This is a genomic window from Polaromonas sp. (assembly GCF_012927485.1).
Taxonomy (GTDB): Bacteria; Pseudomonadota; Gammaproteobacteria; order Burkholderiales; family Burkholderiaceae_C; genus Polaromonas.
The window spans coordinates 82,382-97,751 of record NZ_JABBPC010000004.1; the positions used below are offsets into that span (position 1 = coordinate 82,382).

Genomic DNA, 15,370 nt, shown 5'->3' on the forward strand with positions numbered 1-15,370 from the left:
AGGGTGTCCCGAATTTTGTGTAAACGGCGGTTGAGTTAGACGCGCGGCATGCGCTCGTCGAACTGAATGGTAAATCGATTCAAGGCAGCCTTCCAGTCGCGTATCGGCATAGTCCATTTCTGGCTGATGTTGTTCAGCGCCAAGTAGAACAATTTGAAGACGGCGTCGTCGGTTGGAAACGAGCCTCGGGTCTTGGTTATTTTCCTCAAGCTCATGTTGACCGACTCAATGGCGTTGGTCGTGTAAATCACTTTGCGGATGTCTGCAGGGTAGTCAAAGAACGAGCTCAAGCGTGACCAGTTGCGCCGCCAGGACTGGCTAATCGGGGCGAGTTGGGTATCCCATTTGCCCTCGAACTCAGCGAGCCTGCGCAGGGCCCCGTCTTCGGTCGCCGCTGTGTAAATCAACCGCAAATCGCCAGCGACTTCCTTACGCTGCTTCCAGCCGACGAAGTTCAAGCTGTGGCGCACCATGTGCACCAGGCAGAGCTGCACGGCGGTCTTGGGGAACACCGCCTCAATGGCGTCGGGAAAGCCCTTCAGGCCATCCACACAGGCAATGAAGATGTCAGCTACACCCCGGTTCTTCAACTCTGTCACCACCTGTAGCCAGAACTTCGCACCTTCCGTTTGGGCCATCCACAGGCCCAATACCTCTTTCATGCCCTCCAGGTTGACGCCAATGGCCAGGTACAGGGCCTTGACCCTCACAGAACCGTTATCGCGCACCTTGCGTGAATGCAGTTCATGTAAACGAGGGGGTACAGCGCATCGAGCGGGCGCGACTGCCAGGCTTTGACTTCATCCAGAACGGCGTCGGTCACCGAGGAAATCAGCGTGGGCGAGACCTCGGCGCCGTACATCTCCTGCAAATGGCTTTGAATCTCGCGCACCGTCATGCCCCGTGCGTACAGCGACAGTATCTTGTCGTCAAAGCCGCTTCCTGCGGGTCTGGTGCTTGGTGATGAGTTGAGGCTCGAACGTCCCGGCTCTGTCGCGTGGGATTTCAATGGGCAGTGAGCCAAAGTCGCCTTTGAGCGTTTTCTGGCTACGCCCGTTGCGGGTGTTGCCTGCCTTGTTGGCCACCAGCTGGTTCTTGTCATGACCCATGTGGTCAGTCCCTTCGAATACCGAGCAAGCCTCGGACTTACGGCATAACCCAGTCCAAGAATTCCGCCGCACCCACAGCTGATCAGTTTTCGGTCGGTGTCAACACGTTGCGGTTTGTGGCGAAAGAAAGCACAAGTAACGCCTAGCCCATTGCGTCACGTGTGTGCGGCAGCGCACGGCGAATCTCCATTCACCCTCTCACAATTAAATTAATTAACAACCTCAATCTTCAGGACAAAACCGTGCACCATCATCAGATTGTTCAGTCCCTTGCGGTAAAAAATCCGGGTCATCGAAAGACTTCAAGTTTTAAGTACAAGCGTGTTTTTCGGTTTGTCACCGGATGCGCCATCGCCGCTGTCTTGACCGCTTGTAGTCCGACGCCAATTCTGGTGACAGATCGGTACGATCCGAGCAAGATGGACCTCAAGCCTGCTCCGGCCAAACTCTCGTCGGTCCGACATACCGGCCCTTTCGCTAGTGGCGAATCATTGAACATGACGGCTGAACTCAAGCCACTGCAGCCATCGCCTGTCAAAGTGGTGCAAATCGACACCATCCACAGGATTATTGAAATCGCCCCCGGCGTTAAATTCAGCGCCTGGACTTTTGGCGCTCAGGTTCCTGGCCCAGCCATCCGCGCGCGGGTTGGCGACAAAATCCGTTTCAGCATGACCAACCGCAGCGACGAGACGGTCCCTGGCATCACTTTCGCGGCCGCACCGATGATGCATTCAATGGACTTTCACGCGGCCATGGTATCGCCGCAAGACAAATATCGTTCACTGGCCCCGGGCCAGACCATCGAGTTCGAATTCACACTCAACTACCCCGGCGTCTTCATGTACCACTGTGGTACGCCGATGATTCTGGAACACATTGCCTCAGGTATGTACGGGGCCGTGATTGTGGAGCCGCGTGAGGGCTACCCGACCAAAGTTGATCGCGAATATTTGGTCATTCAGAGTGAGTTTTACGTCAAGCCTGATCCGGACGGTCATCAAATCGATGGCGCGCCACTCTATGTGTTGGATAGCGAAAAACTGCGCGCAGCGCAACCCTCACACACCGTCTTCAACGGCGTACACAATGGCATGGTGAAAAACCCTCTGCCCGCGAAACCGGGCGAACGAGTGCGGCTATTCGTGCTCAACGTGGGCCCCAGCAAAACATCGAGCTTTCACGTGGTTGGCACTATTTTTGACCGCGTCTGGCTCGACGGCAACCCCGATAATCAACTGCGGGGCATGCAAACCGTATTGCTGGGTTCCAGCAGTAGCGCAATTGTTGAACTGGTCATTCCCGAAGCGGGCTCTTACATCATGGTGGATCACCACTTTGCCAATGCGTCACAAGGTGCAATCGGCCTGATCTCGACTATCGACAAACCGAAAGAAAGCGAACTGGAACACCACAACATGGAAGCGACCGCCGTGCCGAAAGAGCCGGCAGCGGCATCGGCCAAACTGGCGTTTGAAAGCAAATGCCTGGCCTGCCATTCCGTTGGACAAGGGAAGAAACTCGGACCCGATATGGCCGGCGTCACCACAAGGCGGACCGATGAATGGCTGACGCGGTGGCTGAAATCGCCTGAAAAAATGCTGAAAACTGATTTGGATGCCCAAGCCCTGCTCAAGGAGTACAACAATCTCCCAATGCCGAACCAGGGCCTGAGCGACAAGGAAATTACCCAATACCTGGCCTATTTCCACTGGATAGATGCGCAGGCCAAGCCAGGCAAAACAGGAGCCGCCAAATGAAGGTTTAACTTTCGGGCAAGACGATCGCATTGTCTCTCGCATTGAACAGCACCGCGGTCATTGCCTGTCGCTGCTGTGTAGAAGACCATATTGCAGCCGTGTATGTCTATACGTGGGCGCAGCGCACGCCGGCGCGCAAACATGCGATCATTTTTTTCGCCTGGGATGACCCATCGACGCGAAGCGACGCGTTTAAACGGAAAATGAGGGCCCTTGATGCGGGCCTCCCGGAGCGTGGACCAAGACCGCAGTTTCCTACCTCAAGACTGTTTACAAAAAAGCTCTTGGGAAATCTATTGTCAAGGCCCTAGCCAGGCGCCCAGCCAAACCGCAATGATCATTAAAGCAAGACCCGGTACGATACGCGCTGCATAGCGAGCGCCTCCTGATTTGAATGCGACTACCGCTTTCATCAAGGTGTTTGCGGTGAGGCCTACCAGAATCGGCCCCACGGACTGAGCGCTCGAAATCTTGCTGGCGGCCATCAAGGATGCTGCCGACGCAGCAGTCGCGTGCGCATCGACCAAACCTGTCACTGCCGCACCCAGCAACATACCGCGCGGCCCTAACCAAGCGTTCAATCCCGCTGATATCAGCAGCACCAGACTGACTAACGCGGCAAATCCAGCTGCTGTTTTCAGATCAAACGCCCGACCTACCGCTACAACTGGACTCGCGTTGGCGCGGACAGTTGTCTTTCGCACAACAAAGAAAAGCCCGTACAGGCAGGCGGCAAGACCGCCAAACGTCAGTGGCAACGCGAGAGCAGTTAATAACGAGGTTTGCACCAGCCCAATCACAACCGTCATTTGAATGATCGTGGCAATGGATGACAGGACGGCTCCGGCGACCGCGCTGCTCATGAGGGCTGGCTGGCGAGATGCGCGTTCGCCCATTGAATAAATGGTGGCCGTGCTGGAGATAAAGCCTGATGCAAACCCGGCCAGAGGCAAACCATACCGGGGTCCTAGGGATCGCATGGCCACGTACCCGAGGGCGCTGATCGCCATAACCACCACGATTAAGCGTGCAATTGCACGTGGATTGAGTGCATCGAATGGCCCCATGAAGCGGTCTGGTGCCAGTGGTAACACAATCAACGCCATGGCGGAAAACAAAATAATGTCGTTCAGTTCTTGCTCTTTGAGCACGCTGCGGACAAAGTGGTGGAGCCGGTCACGCGCTGCCAACAACAGGGCGAGTACCACCCCTACACCTGCGGCCAAGACTGAATCACGGATCGCCAAGCCGCCCAGCAAGCACGTCAATAGCAGTGCAAACTCTGTCGTCATGCCAGGGTCCTGGTCTTGTATTCGCTGGTAGGCGATAAAGGCGCCCGCACCGACCATCAACGCAGCCGCTGCCAGCCCCAGCCCGCCACCTGCCATAACACTAACCGCTCCGAGCAAAGCGGACACAGCAAACGTACGAATGCCTGCAGCGCCTCTCGTCGGGCCGGTCTTTTTGCGACGCTCCCGCTCCGCACCAACCAGAAGGCCGATGCCGAGTGCGACACACAGGCCGAGCAGCGCCGGTTGATCTGTAAAGCCTGAAATTTTTGCTGTCCTTTCCGGGTAATTATGTGACTTTTACAACGGTAATAATGCCAATATTCTTGGTGCCACTTTCAGTTAAACCGCTTTATTCTTTCAATGCTAGCGCGCGGGCTTTTTCAAGGCGGCCTTGCCCGGCTCAACGATGCTGCAACCTTGCCTGCGCCGGCGACCTTACCAACATGCGAATGGATCATTGCATCTCGCACTGGGTCGTCCTATGGAACATTGCCGCCGTAGCGCTTTCGACCTCAGACCTCTTCGCATCCTTGTATGCTGGCTACTTCAAGTCAGAACTGCGCATCACCTTAAGCACGCTGTCATCGGTTGTGAATGGGGCGGCCGCCATCAAGATGTTTGTATTTATTGACCCGTACATGTCAGTTATGACTGACGATGTGGTGGAGGGCAAGGTTTCTGAGCTGGAGTTCAGAAAGTTCATAGTGTGGCTAGTCGGCAGTCGGCAGTCGTCTCGACGGAACGCTGCTGGCGCAGGATCTTCTTGTGCCATCCGATTTGGCTATTGCGTTCATTGCTAGCCGATTTGCGGTAAATCCCCACCCGAGAGCGGTATTGTGAGGGCGAGGTCCTTTACATAACCTTGGCAATCGAGGCGCAGACGTAATCTATGTTTTTGCTGTTGAGCGCTGCTACGCACATGCGACCTGTGTCGGTGCCATAGATGCCAAACTCGTTGCGCAAACGTACCATCTGGTCTTTTGTAAGGCCGGTGTAGCTAAACATGCCGATTTGGGTAGTGATGAAGCTCATATTTTCTTTCACGCCCGCCGCCTTGAGACCCTCCACGAGTTTTTGGCGCATGGTCTTGATGCGGACGCGCATTCCGGCCAGCTCTTTCTCCCAGATGGCCCGTAGTTCCGGCGTGTTGAGCACCATAGCGACGACGGTGGCCCCGTGGGTAGGTGGGTTGCTGTAGTTGGTACGGATCACGATTTTGAGCTGGCTCAGCACGCGGCTGGCTTCTTCCTTGGTCGCACACAGCACGCTCAGGGCACCGACGCGTTCACCATAAAGACTAAAGCTTTTGGAGAAAGAGGTCGATACTAAAAAGCTGAGACCTGCGGCCACAAATTTTCCGATGACGGCACCGTCTTCGGAGATACCCTGACCAAACCCTTGGTAGGCCATATCCAAAAAGGCAATCAGATTCCTGGCTTTGACGGCAGAAATTACCTCATCCCATTGCTCCGGGGTAATGTCATAGCCCGTGGGGTTGTGGCAGCAGGCGTGCAGGACCACGATGGTGCCTTGTGGTGCGGCGTTAAGGGCCGTCAGCATGCCGGCGAAATTGATGCCTCGGCTCGCCGCATCGTAATAGGGGTAGTTTTCAACGATAAACCCGGCGTTGGTGAACAATGCGCGATGATTTTCCCAACTTGGGTCGCTGATGAGCACTTTAGCGCGAGGATTAAGGTGCTTCAGGAAATCAGCGCCAACTTTCAAGCCACCGGTTCCGCCAATTCCCTGCACGGTCGCAACCCGGCCTGACATGACGGGCTCGCTTTCGACACCAAAAACCAGGCCTTTGACGGCATCGTCGTAAGCAGCAATGCCATCAATCGGCAGATAGCCTCGGGCTTTAGGGCTTTCCATCATCTGCTTTTCAGCAACCTGCACGCATTTCAACAAAGGAAGTTTGCCGTTGTCGTCGTAATACACGCCTACGCCCAGGTTGACTTTGGCAGAATTGCTGTCGGCATTGAATTGTTCGTTCAAACCCAAAATCGGGTCACGGGGGGCCATTTCAACAGCGGTAAACAGAGGCATAAAAACTCCTTGGAATGTGAAAGTTGGATGGACTTGGGTCGGCTATCCCTTTTATTTTCCGGGAATCACCTAATCTGTGAGGCAATTGTGGGCCAGTAATTCCCATCTTCGCCCGAATGTCGTATTCTGCGAGGTTGCCCTGAATTTTAGCGGGGCTTGAGCAAGAGGTTTATGCCAGAAGCACTAAAAGTTATCACCGAGTCAGAAGAACCCGCTGGTGTGGGTCAGTTCATCTGCTTCCCGAACTCGCCGTTCGAGTTGTTTCAACCTTACCTGCCGGCGGGCGACCAGCCCCAGGCGATCGAAAAACTGGTGGAGGGCATCAACGATGGTGAGGTGTTTCAGACCCTGCTGGGTGTGACCGGCTCGGGCAAGACCTACACCATGGCCAATGTCATTGCGCGTTTGGGACGACCCGCAATCGTGTTTGCGCCGAACAAGACGCTGGCGGCTCAGCTTTACAGCGAGTTCCGTGAGTTTTTCCCGAAGAACGCGGTGGAGTATTTCGTCAGTTATTACGACTACTACCAGCCTGAAGCCTATGTGCCTCAGCGAGATCTTTTTATTGAAAAAGACTCGGCTATTAACGAGCATATTGAGCAGATGCGCCTTTCGGCCACCAAGAGCGTGCTGGAACGGCGCGACACCATTATTGTCGGCACCGTCAGTGCGATTTATGGTATCGGTGCGCCAGAGGATTACACGCAGATGCGTTTCATTGCGCGTCTAGGCGACAAAATGGGTCAGCGCGACGTCATTGCGCGTCTGATCCGCATGCAATACAAACGGAACGATCAGGATTTCGCACGGGGCACCTTTCGTGTCCGCGGCGATGTCATCGATATTTTTCCGGCTGAGCACTCTGAATTGGCCATCCGGATTGAGCTGTTTGACGACGAGATCGAGTCGCTGCAATTGTTCGACCCCCTTACGGGTCGCATTCGGCAAAAAATCCCGCGCTTTGTGGTTTATCCCAAAAGCCATTACGTGACGCCGCGCGACAAGGTCATGGCAGCCATCGAAACGATCAAGCTGGAGTTGTCTGACCGCGTGAGCCAGTTTGTAGCTAGCGGGAAGCTGGTCGAGGCCCAGCGGATCGAGCAGCGCACCCGGTTTGATCTTGAAATGCTTAGCGAGATTGGTCACTGCAAGGGAATTGAAAACTACACCCGCCACCTGAGCGGCGCACCTCCAGGCTCGCCGCCATCGACGCTGTGTGACTACTTGCCGAAGGATTCGGTGATGTTTCTTGACGAAAGCCACGTGATGATCGGGCAGCTCAATGCCATGTACAACGGCGATAGGGCGCGCAAGACCACCTTGGTGGAATATGGGTTTCGTCTGCCCAGCGCACTAGACAACCGGCCACTCAAGTTTGAAGAGTTCGAATCCAAGATGAAGCAGGCGGTCTTTGTGTCGGCGACACCCGCTGCCTACGAGCAGGAACATGCCGGACAGGTGGTGGAGCAAGTCGTCAGGCCTACAGGACTGGTTGACCCGCAGGTGGAGGTTCGGCCGGCGACCCATCAGGTGGATGATGTCCTGCAGGAGATACGGATCAGGGTCGATAAAAACGAACGGGTTTTGATCACCACGCTGACCAAGCGGATGGCCGAGCAACTTACCGACTACCTGAGCGATAACGGCGTAAAAGTGCGTTATTTGCACAGCGATGTGGATACAGTCGAGCGGGTGGAGATTTTGCGTGACCTCCGTTTAGGGGCATTTGATGTGCTGGTGGGCATCAACTTATTGCGCGAAGGACTGGATATACCGGAGGTTTCGCTCGTCGCCATTCTGGACGCCGACAAGGAAGGCTTTTTAAGATCAGAGCGCAGTCTGATCCAGACCATAGGACGCGCTGCCCGGAACATCAATGGCCGGGCTATTTTGTACGCCGACCGCATCACGGATTCCATGAAAAAGGCCATGGGTGAAACTGAGCGTCGCCGCGACAAGCAAATCGCATTTAATCTAGAGCACGGCATCACCCCGCGCAGCGTCGTTAAGCGTATCAAGGACCTGATTGACGGGGTGTACAGTGAGAAATCTGGCAAGGAAGCAGAAAAACTTGAGATGCAAAAAGCGCTTGTGGAAGACATGAGCGAGAAAGATATTGCGCGTGAGATCAAGCGGCTTGAAAAGCAAATGATCGAGCACGCAAAGAATCTTGAATTCGAAAAGGCCGCAAGGGTCAGGGATCAATTACACGTTTTGAAAGAACAGGCCTTCGGCGCACCCGGTACTGACAATATCCCGCCAGTTTTGCCACCACCTTTTCCAGGTTCCTCCAATGCAACATAGATTGTCTAGGGGGTCAAGGCAAGTTCTAGGCCGCAGGCCAGAAAATTCTGACTTGCGGTATACTTGACAAAAATAGTCGGAAACAGTTTGCTGGTGATAAGAACCCCCGCCATAACCAGTTGACAGATATCGGCGGCCGGAACAAGAGCCCCCTTTAGGCCACAAGCTTTTAGGGTGATATGGACAGCCAAGCTAATTTTAAGGAGTTCGTTATGCGTCTCACGACCAAAGGCCGCTTCGCGGTCACTGCAATGATTGATCTAGGACTGCGCCAAAATAATGGTCCGGTCACATTGGCTGCTATCAGCCAGCGTCAGCAGATATCCCTGTCTTACCTTGAGCAATTGTTCGGCAAGCTACGCCGCCATGAACTGGTTGAGTCCACTCGAGGGCCCGGCGGCGGGTACACACTGGGCCGGAAAGCATCGGAGATCACGGTGGCCGACATTATTGTCTCCGTGGATGAGCCGATCGACGCAACCCAGTGCGGTGGTAAGGAAAACTGTATGGGCGAGGGTAGTCGCTGCATGACACATGAATTGTGGGCTACCTTAAATAACCGCATGGTGGAGTTCCTGGATTCCGTAACTCTGCAAAAGCTGGTGGATGACCAACTCGCCAAAGGGGTGGTGATCGAGAACACGCCACAAGTGAAAAAAGCTATTTTTACGTCGCCTATTGCGAAGCCTATTCGCGTGAATGCACCAAATTCCGTATTCGCCCTAGGCAATGTCTTTTCCAAGTCTTGATGGGGCGATTCTCAGAGTATTTTTGGCTTTGCTTAAATCCCATTGACGTGATGATTTTGAGCTTCAAGCCAGCGTTTAAATTAAAGAACTAGTTCATGGATACGCCACATTTCCCTATTTACATGGACTACAGTGCCACCAATCCTTGCGACCCGCGGGTTGTAGATGCCATGATCCCGTGGTTGCGCGAGCATTTCGGTAATCCCGCTTCCCGGAGTCATGCTTGGGGGTGGGAGGCAGAGGCCGCGGTAGAGAAAGCGCGTGGGCAAATTGCTGACCTGATCGGCGCCGACCCACGCGAGATCGTCTGGACCAGCGGCGCGACGGAGTCCAATAATTTGGCGCTAAAAGGTGCCGCGCACTTTTACAAGACCAAGGGTAAGCACATCATTACGGTCAGGACCGAGCACAAGGCCGTGCTCGACACCTGCCGCGAACTGGAACGCCAAGGCTTTGAAGTGACTTACCTGAATGTGCAGGCCGACGGTCTGCTCAACCTGGATGCGTTGAAAGCGGCTATTCGACCCGACACTATTTTGATCAGCGTCATGTTCGTTAACAACGAAATTGGTGTGATCCAGGATATTCCCGCCATCGGTGCCTTGTGCCGTGAGAAAGGTATCATTTTCCACGTGGACGCTGCTCAGGCGACCGGCCGAGTGGACATCGACTTGGCGACATTGCCGGTAGACTTGATGAGCTTGACGTCACACAAGACTTACGGCCCTAAAGGTATCGGCGCGCTGTACGTACGGCGCAAGCCCCGCGTGCGGTTGGAAGCTCAAATGCACGGTGGTGGTCATGAGCGCGGCATGCGATCTGGCACCTTACCGACTCACCAGTGCGTGGGCATGGGCGAGGCCTATCGCATCGCTAAAGCCGAGATGCATGCCGAGAACCAGCGTATCAGGGCCTTGCACGAGCGCATGCTCAATGGCCTGAAAGACGTAGAGGAAGTATTTCTCAACGGTCATGCTGAAAAGCGGGTTCCGCACAACCTCAATATGAGCTTCAACTTTGTTGAAGGCGAGTCGCTGATCATGGGGATCAAGGGGTTGGCCGTGTCAAGCGGTTCGGCCTGCACCTCGGCCAGCCTTGAGCCGAGCTACGTATTGCGCGCATTGGGCCGTAGCGACGAACTGGCACACAGCAGCTTGCGCATGACGATTGGCCGATGGACGACCGAAGAAGAGATTGATTACGCGGTTGCAACTATTAAGGAAAATGTGGACAGGTTGCGTGAACTGTCACCGCTGTGGGAGATGTTCAAGGAGGGCGTCGACCTGTCGACCATTTCTTGGGCCGCTCATTAAGACCAACAGGCGCGTCCGATTGTTCCGGCATACCCGGATTAGGCCATCTGCCAAGCAACCAGAACTCAGGAGTTAATCATGGCGTACAGTGAAAAAGTGGTGGACCACTATGAAAATCCCCGTAACGTAGGTTCCTTTGAAAAGGGCGACGAAACGGTGGGCACCGGCATGGTGGGTGCGCCGGCTTGCGGCGACGTAATGAAGCTGCAAATTAAGGTTAATCCGATTACCGGTGTAATCGAAGACGCGCGCTTTAAAACTTATGGGTGCGGCTCGGCAATCGCTTCCAGTTCGCTCGTGACAGAGTGGGTCAAGGGGAAGACGCTGGATGAGGCGGCAAGCATTAAGAACAGCGCCATTGCGGAAGAGCTGGCGCTGCCGCCAGTCAAAATTCATTGCTCTATTTTGGCGGAAGACGCCATCAAGGCCGCCGTGAATGATTACAAGCAAAAACACACGCACTAATTGGTTGGTTTAACTTTCGAGTGATTTGAATGTCCGTTACCCTGACCGATGCCGCTGCCCGCCATGTGACTCGCAATATCGCCAAACGCGGCAAGGGCGTCGGCGTGCGGTTGGGCGTCAAAACCACCGGGTGTTCAGGCCTCGCCTACAAGCTCGAATATGCCGACGAGATAGCGCCCGAAGACGTCGTGTTTGAAGACAACGGCATCAAGGTGCTGGTGGACCCAAAGAGCATGGCCTATATTGACGGCACAAAACTCGATTTTGTTCGAGAAGGTCTGAACGAAGGCTTCAAGTTCATCAACCCCAATGAGCGCGATCGCTGCGGTTGTGGAGAGAGTTTCCGCGTTTGATGGGTGACCATGCCGAATTTTCAATAACTTTCCGCTGCTGCGTTTACGCCGTTTTGAAGCCGCCCACACGAATCGTGCTGGCGGCTTTTCCCTGACATGAATCTTCAATCGACCGACTTTGAACTTTTTGGCGTGCCCATGCAGTTTGCGCAAGAACGCGTCGTGCTCAACGCGCGCTGGAAAGAGTTGCAACGCGAGGCGCATCCTGACAAGTTTGCAGCCCACGGCGCGGCTTCCCAGCGCATCGCCATGCAATGGTCGGTGCGTATCAATGAGGCCTACCAGCGACTTAAAAATCCCTTAAAGCGGGCGAGCTATTTATGCGAACTGCATGATGCCCCTATCAATGCTGAACACAACACGGCCATGCCGACCGATTTCCTGATGCAGCAAATGCAGTGGCGCGAAGCATTGGAGGAAGCTGAAACCGTTCAGGATTTGGAGGCAATCGCCGCCCTCGCTGCATCCAGTGAGCTCGATCAACTGGCCAAAATAGCACAGATGATCGACCACCAGCGGGACTTTGTTGCCGCTGCCCACCAAGTCAGAAGCCTTATGTTTATCGGGCGGTTTTCCAGTGAGGTGGATGCCCGCATCGACCAACTGGACCAATAAGCTATTCCAAGAAATAAAACAAAAAGACGCTATGGCACTTTTGCAAATATCCGAACCCGGCCAGACGCCAGATCCGCACCAGCGGCGCATTGCAATTGGCATTGATCTGGGGACGACGCATTCACTCGTGGCCACCATGCGCAACGGCTTGTCCGAATGTCTGCCTGATGCGCAGGGACGAATGATTTTGCCAAGCGTGGTGCGCTATCTGGATGCCGAACGGCGTCAGATCGGCTTTGAGGCGTTGGCGGCCCAGGTAGAAGATCCGTACAACACCGTTTCTTCTGTCAAACGGCTGATGGGGCGTGGTATCAATGACATCGGCAACCGCGCGCAGCTGCCCTACCAGCTCAACGATAAGCCCGGCATGGTCACTTTACAGACCGTTGCCGGCGAGAAAAGTCCGGTTGAAATCAGCGCTGAAATTCTCGCGACGCTGCGGTATCGGGCCGAAGATAGTTTCAATGATGATATCTACGGCGCAGTTATCACCGTGCCCGCGTATTTCGACGATGCTCAGCGCCAAGCAACGAAAGATGCCGCACAACTGGCCGGACTGAATGTGCTGCGCCTCATCAATGAGCCCACCGCTGCTGCCATCGCCTACGGGTTGGATAATGCCAGCGAAGGCGTGTATGCCATCTACGATCTGGGCGGAGGAACTTTCGATATTTCCATATTGCGGCTGACGCAGGGCGTGTTTGAAGTAGTGGCTACCGGTGGTGATTCCGCGCTCGGAGGTGATGACTATGATCGGGCACTGGTGAACTGGGTGCTTGCCAAATCGGGTTTGGGGGCCGCCGATCTAACCGCCTCGAACAAAGTGGCCTTGCAGCAAGCGGCGCGGGCCTGTAAAGAGGTTTTAACGCTCGCAGATTCAGTGCTGTTTTCTGTCCAGCTGGCCAAAGCATCGATCAGTTTTGAGATGAAATCGATAGATTTTGAGGCTGTAACAGCCCATCTCACCCAGCGTACCTTGTCGGCCGTGAGCAAGGTTTTGCGTGATGCCAAGCTGGCCAAAGACGACATTGATGGCGTTGTATTGGTAGGTGGCTCGACACGTATGCCACAAGTGCGCAAAGCGGTAGCCCGCTTTTTCGGTCGTGAACCGTTGACTAACCTCAATCCTGACGAGGTGGTTGCTTTGGGGGCTGCCATCTCTGCCAACCAGCTGGCGGGAAATCATACGGGTGCAGATTTGCTGCTGCTCGATGTGATTCCTCTTTCACTGGGCATCGAGACTATGGGGGGACTGGTCGAACGGATCGTGCCACGCAACCAGACCATACCAACCGCCATGGCGCAAGACTTCACCACCTACCAGGATGGCCAGACGGCATTGATCCTTCATGTGGTGCAGGGGGAGCGGGATATGGTGGCAGACTGCCGAAGTCTTGCACGCTTCGAGTTGCGCGGAATCCCTCCGATGGCTGCAGGAGCTGCGCGCATACGCGTGACGTTTACTGTGGATGCTGATGGTTTGCTCAGCGTCAATGCCAGGGAACAGGGCAGTGGAGTCGAGGCGCGGATTGACGTCAAGCCTTCCTATGGCTTGTCGGACGATGAGATCGCCCGTATGTTGCAAGACAGCTTTTCAACCGCCCAGCAAGACATGCAGGCACGCACACTGGCCGAGGCGCAGGTTGATGCAGATCGCATGATTCTGGCGACGCGGAGCGCATTGGCGGCGGACTCGGAACTGTTAAGGCCAAAGGAGCGGTCGCAGATTGACGAATTAATACTCGGCGTCATTGATGCGCGTGCGCGTGGCGATGCGGCCACCATTGAAGTGGCCACCCAACGGCTGGCCAAAGGCACTGAGGCTTTTGCCGCCCAGCGCATGAATCGAGGCATCCAGAAAGCGCTCGCCGGAAAAAACATCGGGGCGGTTTGAATGACGTCCCGCCCCGGTCCCAAAAAGTCGGATTGACAACATGCCTATCATCACAATACTGCCTCATCCCGAATACTGTCCTCAAGGCGTGAAAATCACGGCCTCTGTGGGCACTTCCATCTGTGAGGCCTTGCTTGAGCACAAGATCAATATTGAGCACGCCTGCGACATGAGTTGTGCCTGTACGACTTGTCATGTCATTGTGCGGCAAGGTTTCAATTCGCTGAACTCGCTCGATGAGAGCGAAGAAGATCTGCTTGACCGCGCTTGGGGGCTAGAGCCGAACTCTCGTCTAAGCTGTCAAGCTTTTCTGGCGCAGAACGACGTCACGGTTGAGATCCCTAAATACTCCATCAACCACGCAAAGGAAAACCATTGATGTTGCTGGCTCCGGCGATGCTGCGCTAAATGCCTGCCTCGACAGGCGCCAAGTCGCTGTTTTCCCGACGAATCCGCAGGCCAGATGTTGCAATACAGTATGAACCGAGCAGGGTAATTATCGGAAGCCTCCCATCCAGAATGAAGCTATTGACGCTTGACTTGTGGAACCTCGCTTTCGAGCGAATTGCCGCGCTATAGTTAGGTCATGCGCCAAATCGTTTTAGACACTGAAACAACCGGTCTTTCCGCCGAAAACGGCGACCGTATTATTGAAATTGGTTGTGTGGAACTGGTGAGTCGCAAGCTCACAGGTAACAACAAGCATTTCTATCTGAATCCGGAACGCGATAGCCATGAAGACGCGCTTAAGGTCCACGGCATCAGCAATGAGTTTCTGAAAGACAAGCCAAAGTTTTCCGCAGTGGTGGGCGAGCTACTGGACTATCTGCAAGGCGCTGAAATCATCATCCACAACGCGCCGTTTGATGTGAGTTTTCTAAACAATGAACTCGAGCTGATTGGAAGGGCGCCTATTGGACACTGCGTGGCCAAGGTCATCGACAGTTTGATGCTGGCCAAAGAGGTGTTTCCGGGCAAACGCAACTCGTTGAATGCCCTGTGCGATCGATTGGAAGTGGATAATTCTGGCAGAACCTTGCACGGCGCTTTGCTGGATGCCGAGTTGCTGGCCGACGTGTATATCAACTTAACACGGGGACAAAATAGCCTGATGATGGACCTGGGCGGAAGGACTCAAGACGGGGATGCCACGCCGCTTGTCGACCTGCACTCTTTTGATCTTCCGCTATTGGCAGCCAATGACCAGGAAATCGCCGACCACGATAAATTACTCGCTGATATTGACAAGGCCAGCAAAGGGAAAACCGTTTGGCGAGTAGTGTCCGCAAGTGTTCAGAAATTGATCTAAAAAAGCATATAATCAGAGGCTGATTATTAGGGCGGTTAGCTCAGGGGTAGAGCATTGCACTCACACTGCAAGGGTCGGAGGTTCGAAGCCTCCACCGCCCACCAAATTTTGAAGAAAAAGAAGGCCAAGTCGAATGACTTGGCCTTCTTTATTTCAAC

General features: G+C 54.5%; 12 protein-coding genes, 1 tRNA gene and 2 pseudogenes. 12 read left to right on the plus strand and 3 right to left on the minus strand.

Annotated features, from left to right (window positions below):
- Nucleotides 1-35: 35 nt before the first annotated feature.
- Nucleotides 36-1,124 (minus strand): annotated as a pseudogene (locus HHJ16_RS00975) (IS256 family transposase); the annotation flags it as partial.
- Between the two features lie 383 nt (nucleotides 1,125-1,507).
- Between HHJ16_RS00975 and HHJ16_RS00980 the strand changes: the two are divergent.
- Nucleotides 1,508-2,869: pseudogene (locus HHJ16_RS00980) on the plus strand (multicopper oxidase domain-containing protein); the annotation flags it as partial.
- Nucleotides 2,870-3,168: 299 nt separating this feature from the next.
- On the opposite strand, the gene HHJ16_RS00985 reads toward HHJ16_RS00980, so the two are convergent.
- Nucleotides 3,169-4,425 (minus strand): DUF4010 domain-containing protein, encoded by a 1,257-nt coding sequence (locus HHJ16_RS00985; RefSeq protein WP_366557451.1) that lies wholly within the window; start codon nucleotides 4,423-4,425, stop codon nucleotides 3,169-3,171.
- A gap of 47 nt (nucleotides 4,426-4,472) precedes the next feature.
- Between HHJ16_RS00985 and HHJ16_RS00990 the strand changes: the two genes are divergently transcribed.
- Nucleotides 4,473-4,961 (plus strand): DUF2837 family protein, encoded by a 489-nt coding sequence (locus tag HHJ16_RS00990; protein ID WP_293639936.1) that lies wholly within the window; start codon nucleotides 4,473-4,475, stop codon nucleotides 4,959-4,961.
- Between the two features lie 52 nt (nucleotides 4,962-5,013).
- On the opposite strand, the gene HHJ16_RS00995 is transcribed toward HHJ16_RS00990, so the two are convergent.
- Nucleotides 5,014-6,210, minus strand: coding sequence for an amino acid aminotransferase (locus HHJ16_RS00995; RefSeq protein WP_293639938.1), 1,197 nt, complete (start codon nucleotides 6,208-6,210; stop codon nucleotides 5,014-5,016).
- A gap of 171 nt (nucleotides 6,211-6,381) precedes the next feature.
- Between HHJ16_RS00995 and uvrB the strand changes: the two genes are divergently transcribed.
- The 10 genes from uvrB to HHJ16_RS01045 all read left to right on the plus strand — a co-directional run bounded on the left by uvrB (nucleotide 6,382) and on the right by HHJ16_RS01045 (nucleotide 15,316).
- A complete protein-coding gene (gene uvrB / locus HHJ16_RS01000; RefSeq protein ID WP_293639940.1) occupies nucleotides 6,382-8,514 on the plus strand; it encodes an excinuclease ABC subunit UvrB in 2,133 nt (710 codons plus the stop codon).
- A gap of 212 nt (nucleotides 8,515-8,726) precedes the next feature.
- The gene (gene iscR, locus HHJ16_RS01005; protein ID WP_293639941.1) at nucleotides 8,727-9,263 is read left to right on the plus strand and encodes a Fe-S cluster assembly transcriptional regulator IscR; all 537 of its coding nucleotides are present in this window, start codon (nucleotides 8,727-8,729) and stop codon (nucleotides 9,261-9,263) included.
- 95 nt (nucleotides 9,264-9,358) lie between these two features.
- Nucleotides 9,359-10,576 carry an IscS subfamily cysteine desulfurase gene (locus HHJ16_RS01010; protein WP_293639942.1) on the plus strand — a complete coding sequence of 406 codons (1,218 nt, stop codon included), beginning with the start codon at nucleotides 9,359-9,361 and terminating at the stop codon, nucleotides 10,574-10,576.
- A gap of 78 nt (nucleotides 10,577-10,654) precedes the next feature.
- Entirely contained in the window at nucleotides 10,655-11,041 is a 387-nt protein-coding gene (gene iscU / locus HHJ16_RS01015; RefSeq protein WP_293639944.1) for a Fe-S cluster assembly scaffold IscU, read from the plus strand.
- 29 nt (nucleotides 11,042-11,070) lie between these two features.
- On the plus strand, nucleotides 11,071-11,394 hold the full coding sequence (gene iscA / locus HHJ16_RS01020) for an iron-sulfur cluster assembly protein IscA (protein ID WP_293639945.1): 324 nt from the start codon (nucleotides 11,071-11,073) through the stop codon (nucleotides 11,392-11,394).
- Nucleotides 11,395-11,490: 96 nt separating this feature from the next.
- Nucleotides 11,491-12,009, plus strand: coding sequence for a Fe-S protein assembly co-chaperone HscB (gene hscB / locus HHJ16_RS01025; protein ID WP_293639946.1), 519 nt, complete (start codon nucleotides 11,491-11,493; stop codon nucleotides 12,007-12,009).
- A 31-nt stretch (nucleotides 12,010-12,040) separates the two neighbouring features.
- Nucleotides 12,041-13,903 (plus strand): Fe-S protein assembly chaperone HscA, encoded by a 1,863-nt coding sequence (gene hscA / locus HHJ16_RS01030; protein ID WP_293639948.1) that lies wholly within the window; start codon nucleotides 12,041-12,043, stop codon nucleotides 13,901-13,903.
- A gap of 40 nt (nucleotides 13,904-13,943) precedes the next feature.
- Complete coding sequence (gene fdx, locus HHJ16_RS01035; RefSeq protein ID WP_293639950.1) at nucleotides 13,944-14,282, plus strand: ISC system 2Fe-2S type ferredoxin; 339 nt, start codon at nucleotides 13,944-13,946, stop codon at nucleotides 14,280-14,282.
- A 207-nt stretch (nucleotides 14,283-14,489) separates the two neighbouring features.
- On the plus strand, nucleotides 14,490-15,212 hold the full coding sequence (gene dnaQ, locus HHJ16_RS01040) for a DNA polymerase III subunit epsilon (RefSeq protein ID WP_293639952.1): 723 nt from the start codon (nucleotides 14,490-14,492) through the stop codon (nucleotides 15,210-15,212).
- 29 nt (nucleotides 15,213-15,241) lie between these two features.
- A tRNA-Val gene (locus HHJ16_RS01045) sits at nucleotides 15,242-15,316 on the plus strand.
- Nucleotides 15,317-15,370: the final 54 nt, after the last annotated feature.

Excerpts from the sequence above, each read along its gene's own strand:
- uvrB (WP_293639940.1), top strand. The coding sequence starts at position 6,382 with ATGCCAGAAGCACTAAAAGTTATCACCGAGTCAGAAGAACCCGCTGGT.
- iscU (WP_293639944.1), top strand. The coding sequence starts at position 10,655 with ATGGCGTACAGTGAAAAAGTGGTGGACCACTATGAAAATCCCCGTAAC.
- HHJ16_RS00995 (WP_293639938.1), bottom strand. The coding sequence starts at position 6,210 with ATGCCTCTGTTTACCGCTGTTGAAATGGCCCCCCGTGACCCGATTTTG.
- dnaQ (WP_293639952.1), top strand. The coding sequence starts at position 14,490 with ATGCGCCAAATCGTTTTAGACACTGAAACAACCGGTCTTTCCGCCGAA.
- HHJ16_RS01010 (WP_293639942.1), top strand. The coding sequence starts at position 9,359 with ATGGATACGCCACATTTCCCTATTTACATGGACTACAGTGCCACCAAT.
- iscA (WP_293639945.1), top strand. The coding sequence starts at position 11,071 with ATGTCCGTTACCCTGACCGATGCCGCTGCCCGCCATGTGACTCGCAAT.
- fdx (WP_293639950.1), top strand. The coding sequence starts at position 13,944 with ATGCCTATCATCACAATACTGCCTCATCCCGAATACTGTCCTCAAGGC.
- iscR (WP_293639941.1), top strand. The coding sequence starts at position 8,727 with ATGCGTCTCACGACCAAAGGCCGCTTCGCGGTCACTGCAATGATTGAT.
- hscB (WP_293639946.1), top strand. The coding sequence starts at position 11,491 with ATGAATCTTCAATCGACCGACTTTGAACTTTTTGGCGTGCCCATGCAG.
- hscA (WP_293639948.1), top strand. The coding sequence starts at position 12,041 with ATGGCACTTTTGCAAATATCCGAACCCGGCCAGACGCCAGATCCGCAC.
- HHJ16_RS00990 (WP_293639936.1), top strand. The coding sequence starts at position 4,473 with ATGCCAATATTCTTGGTGCCACTTTCAGTTAAACCGCTTTATTCTTTC.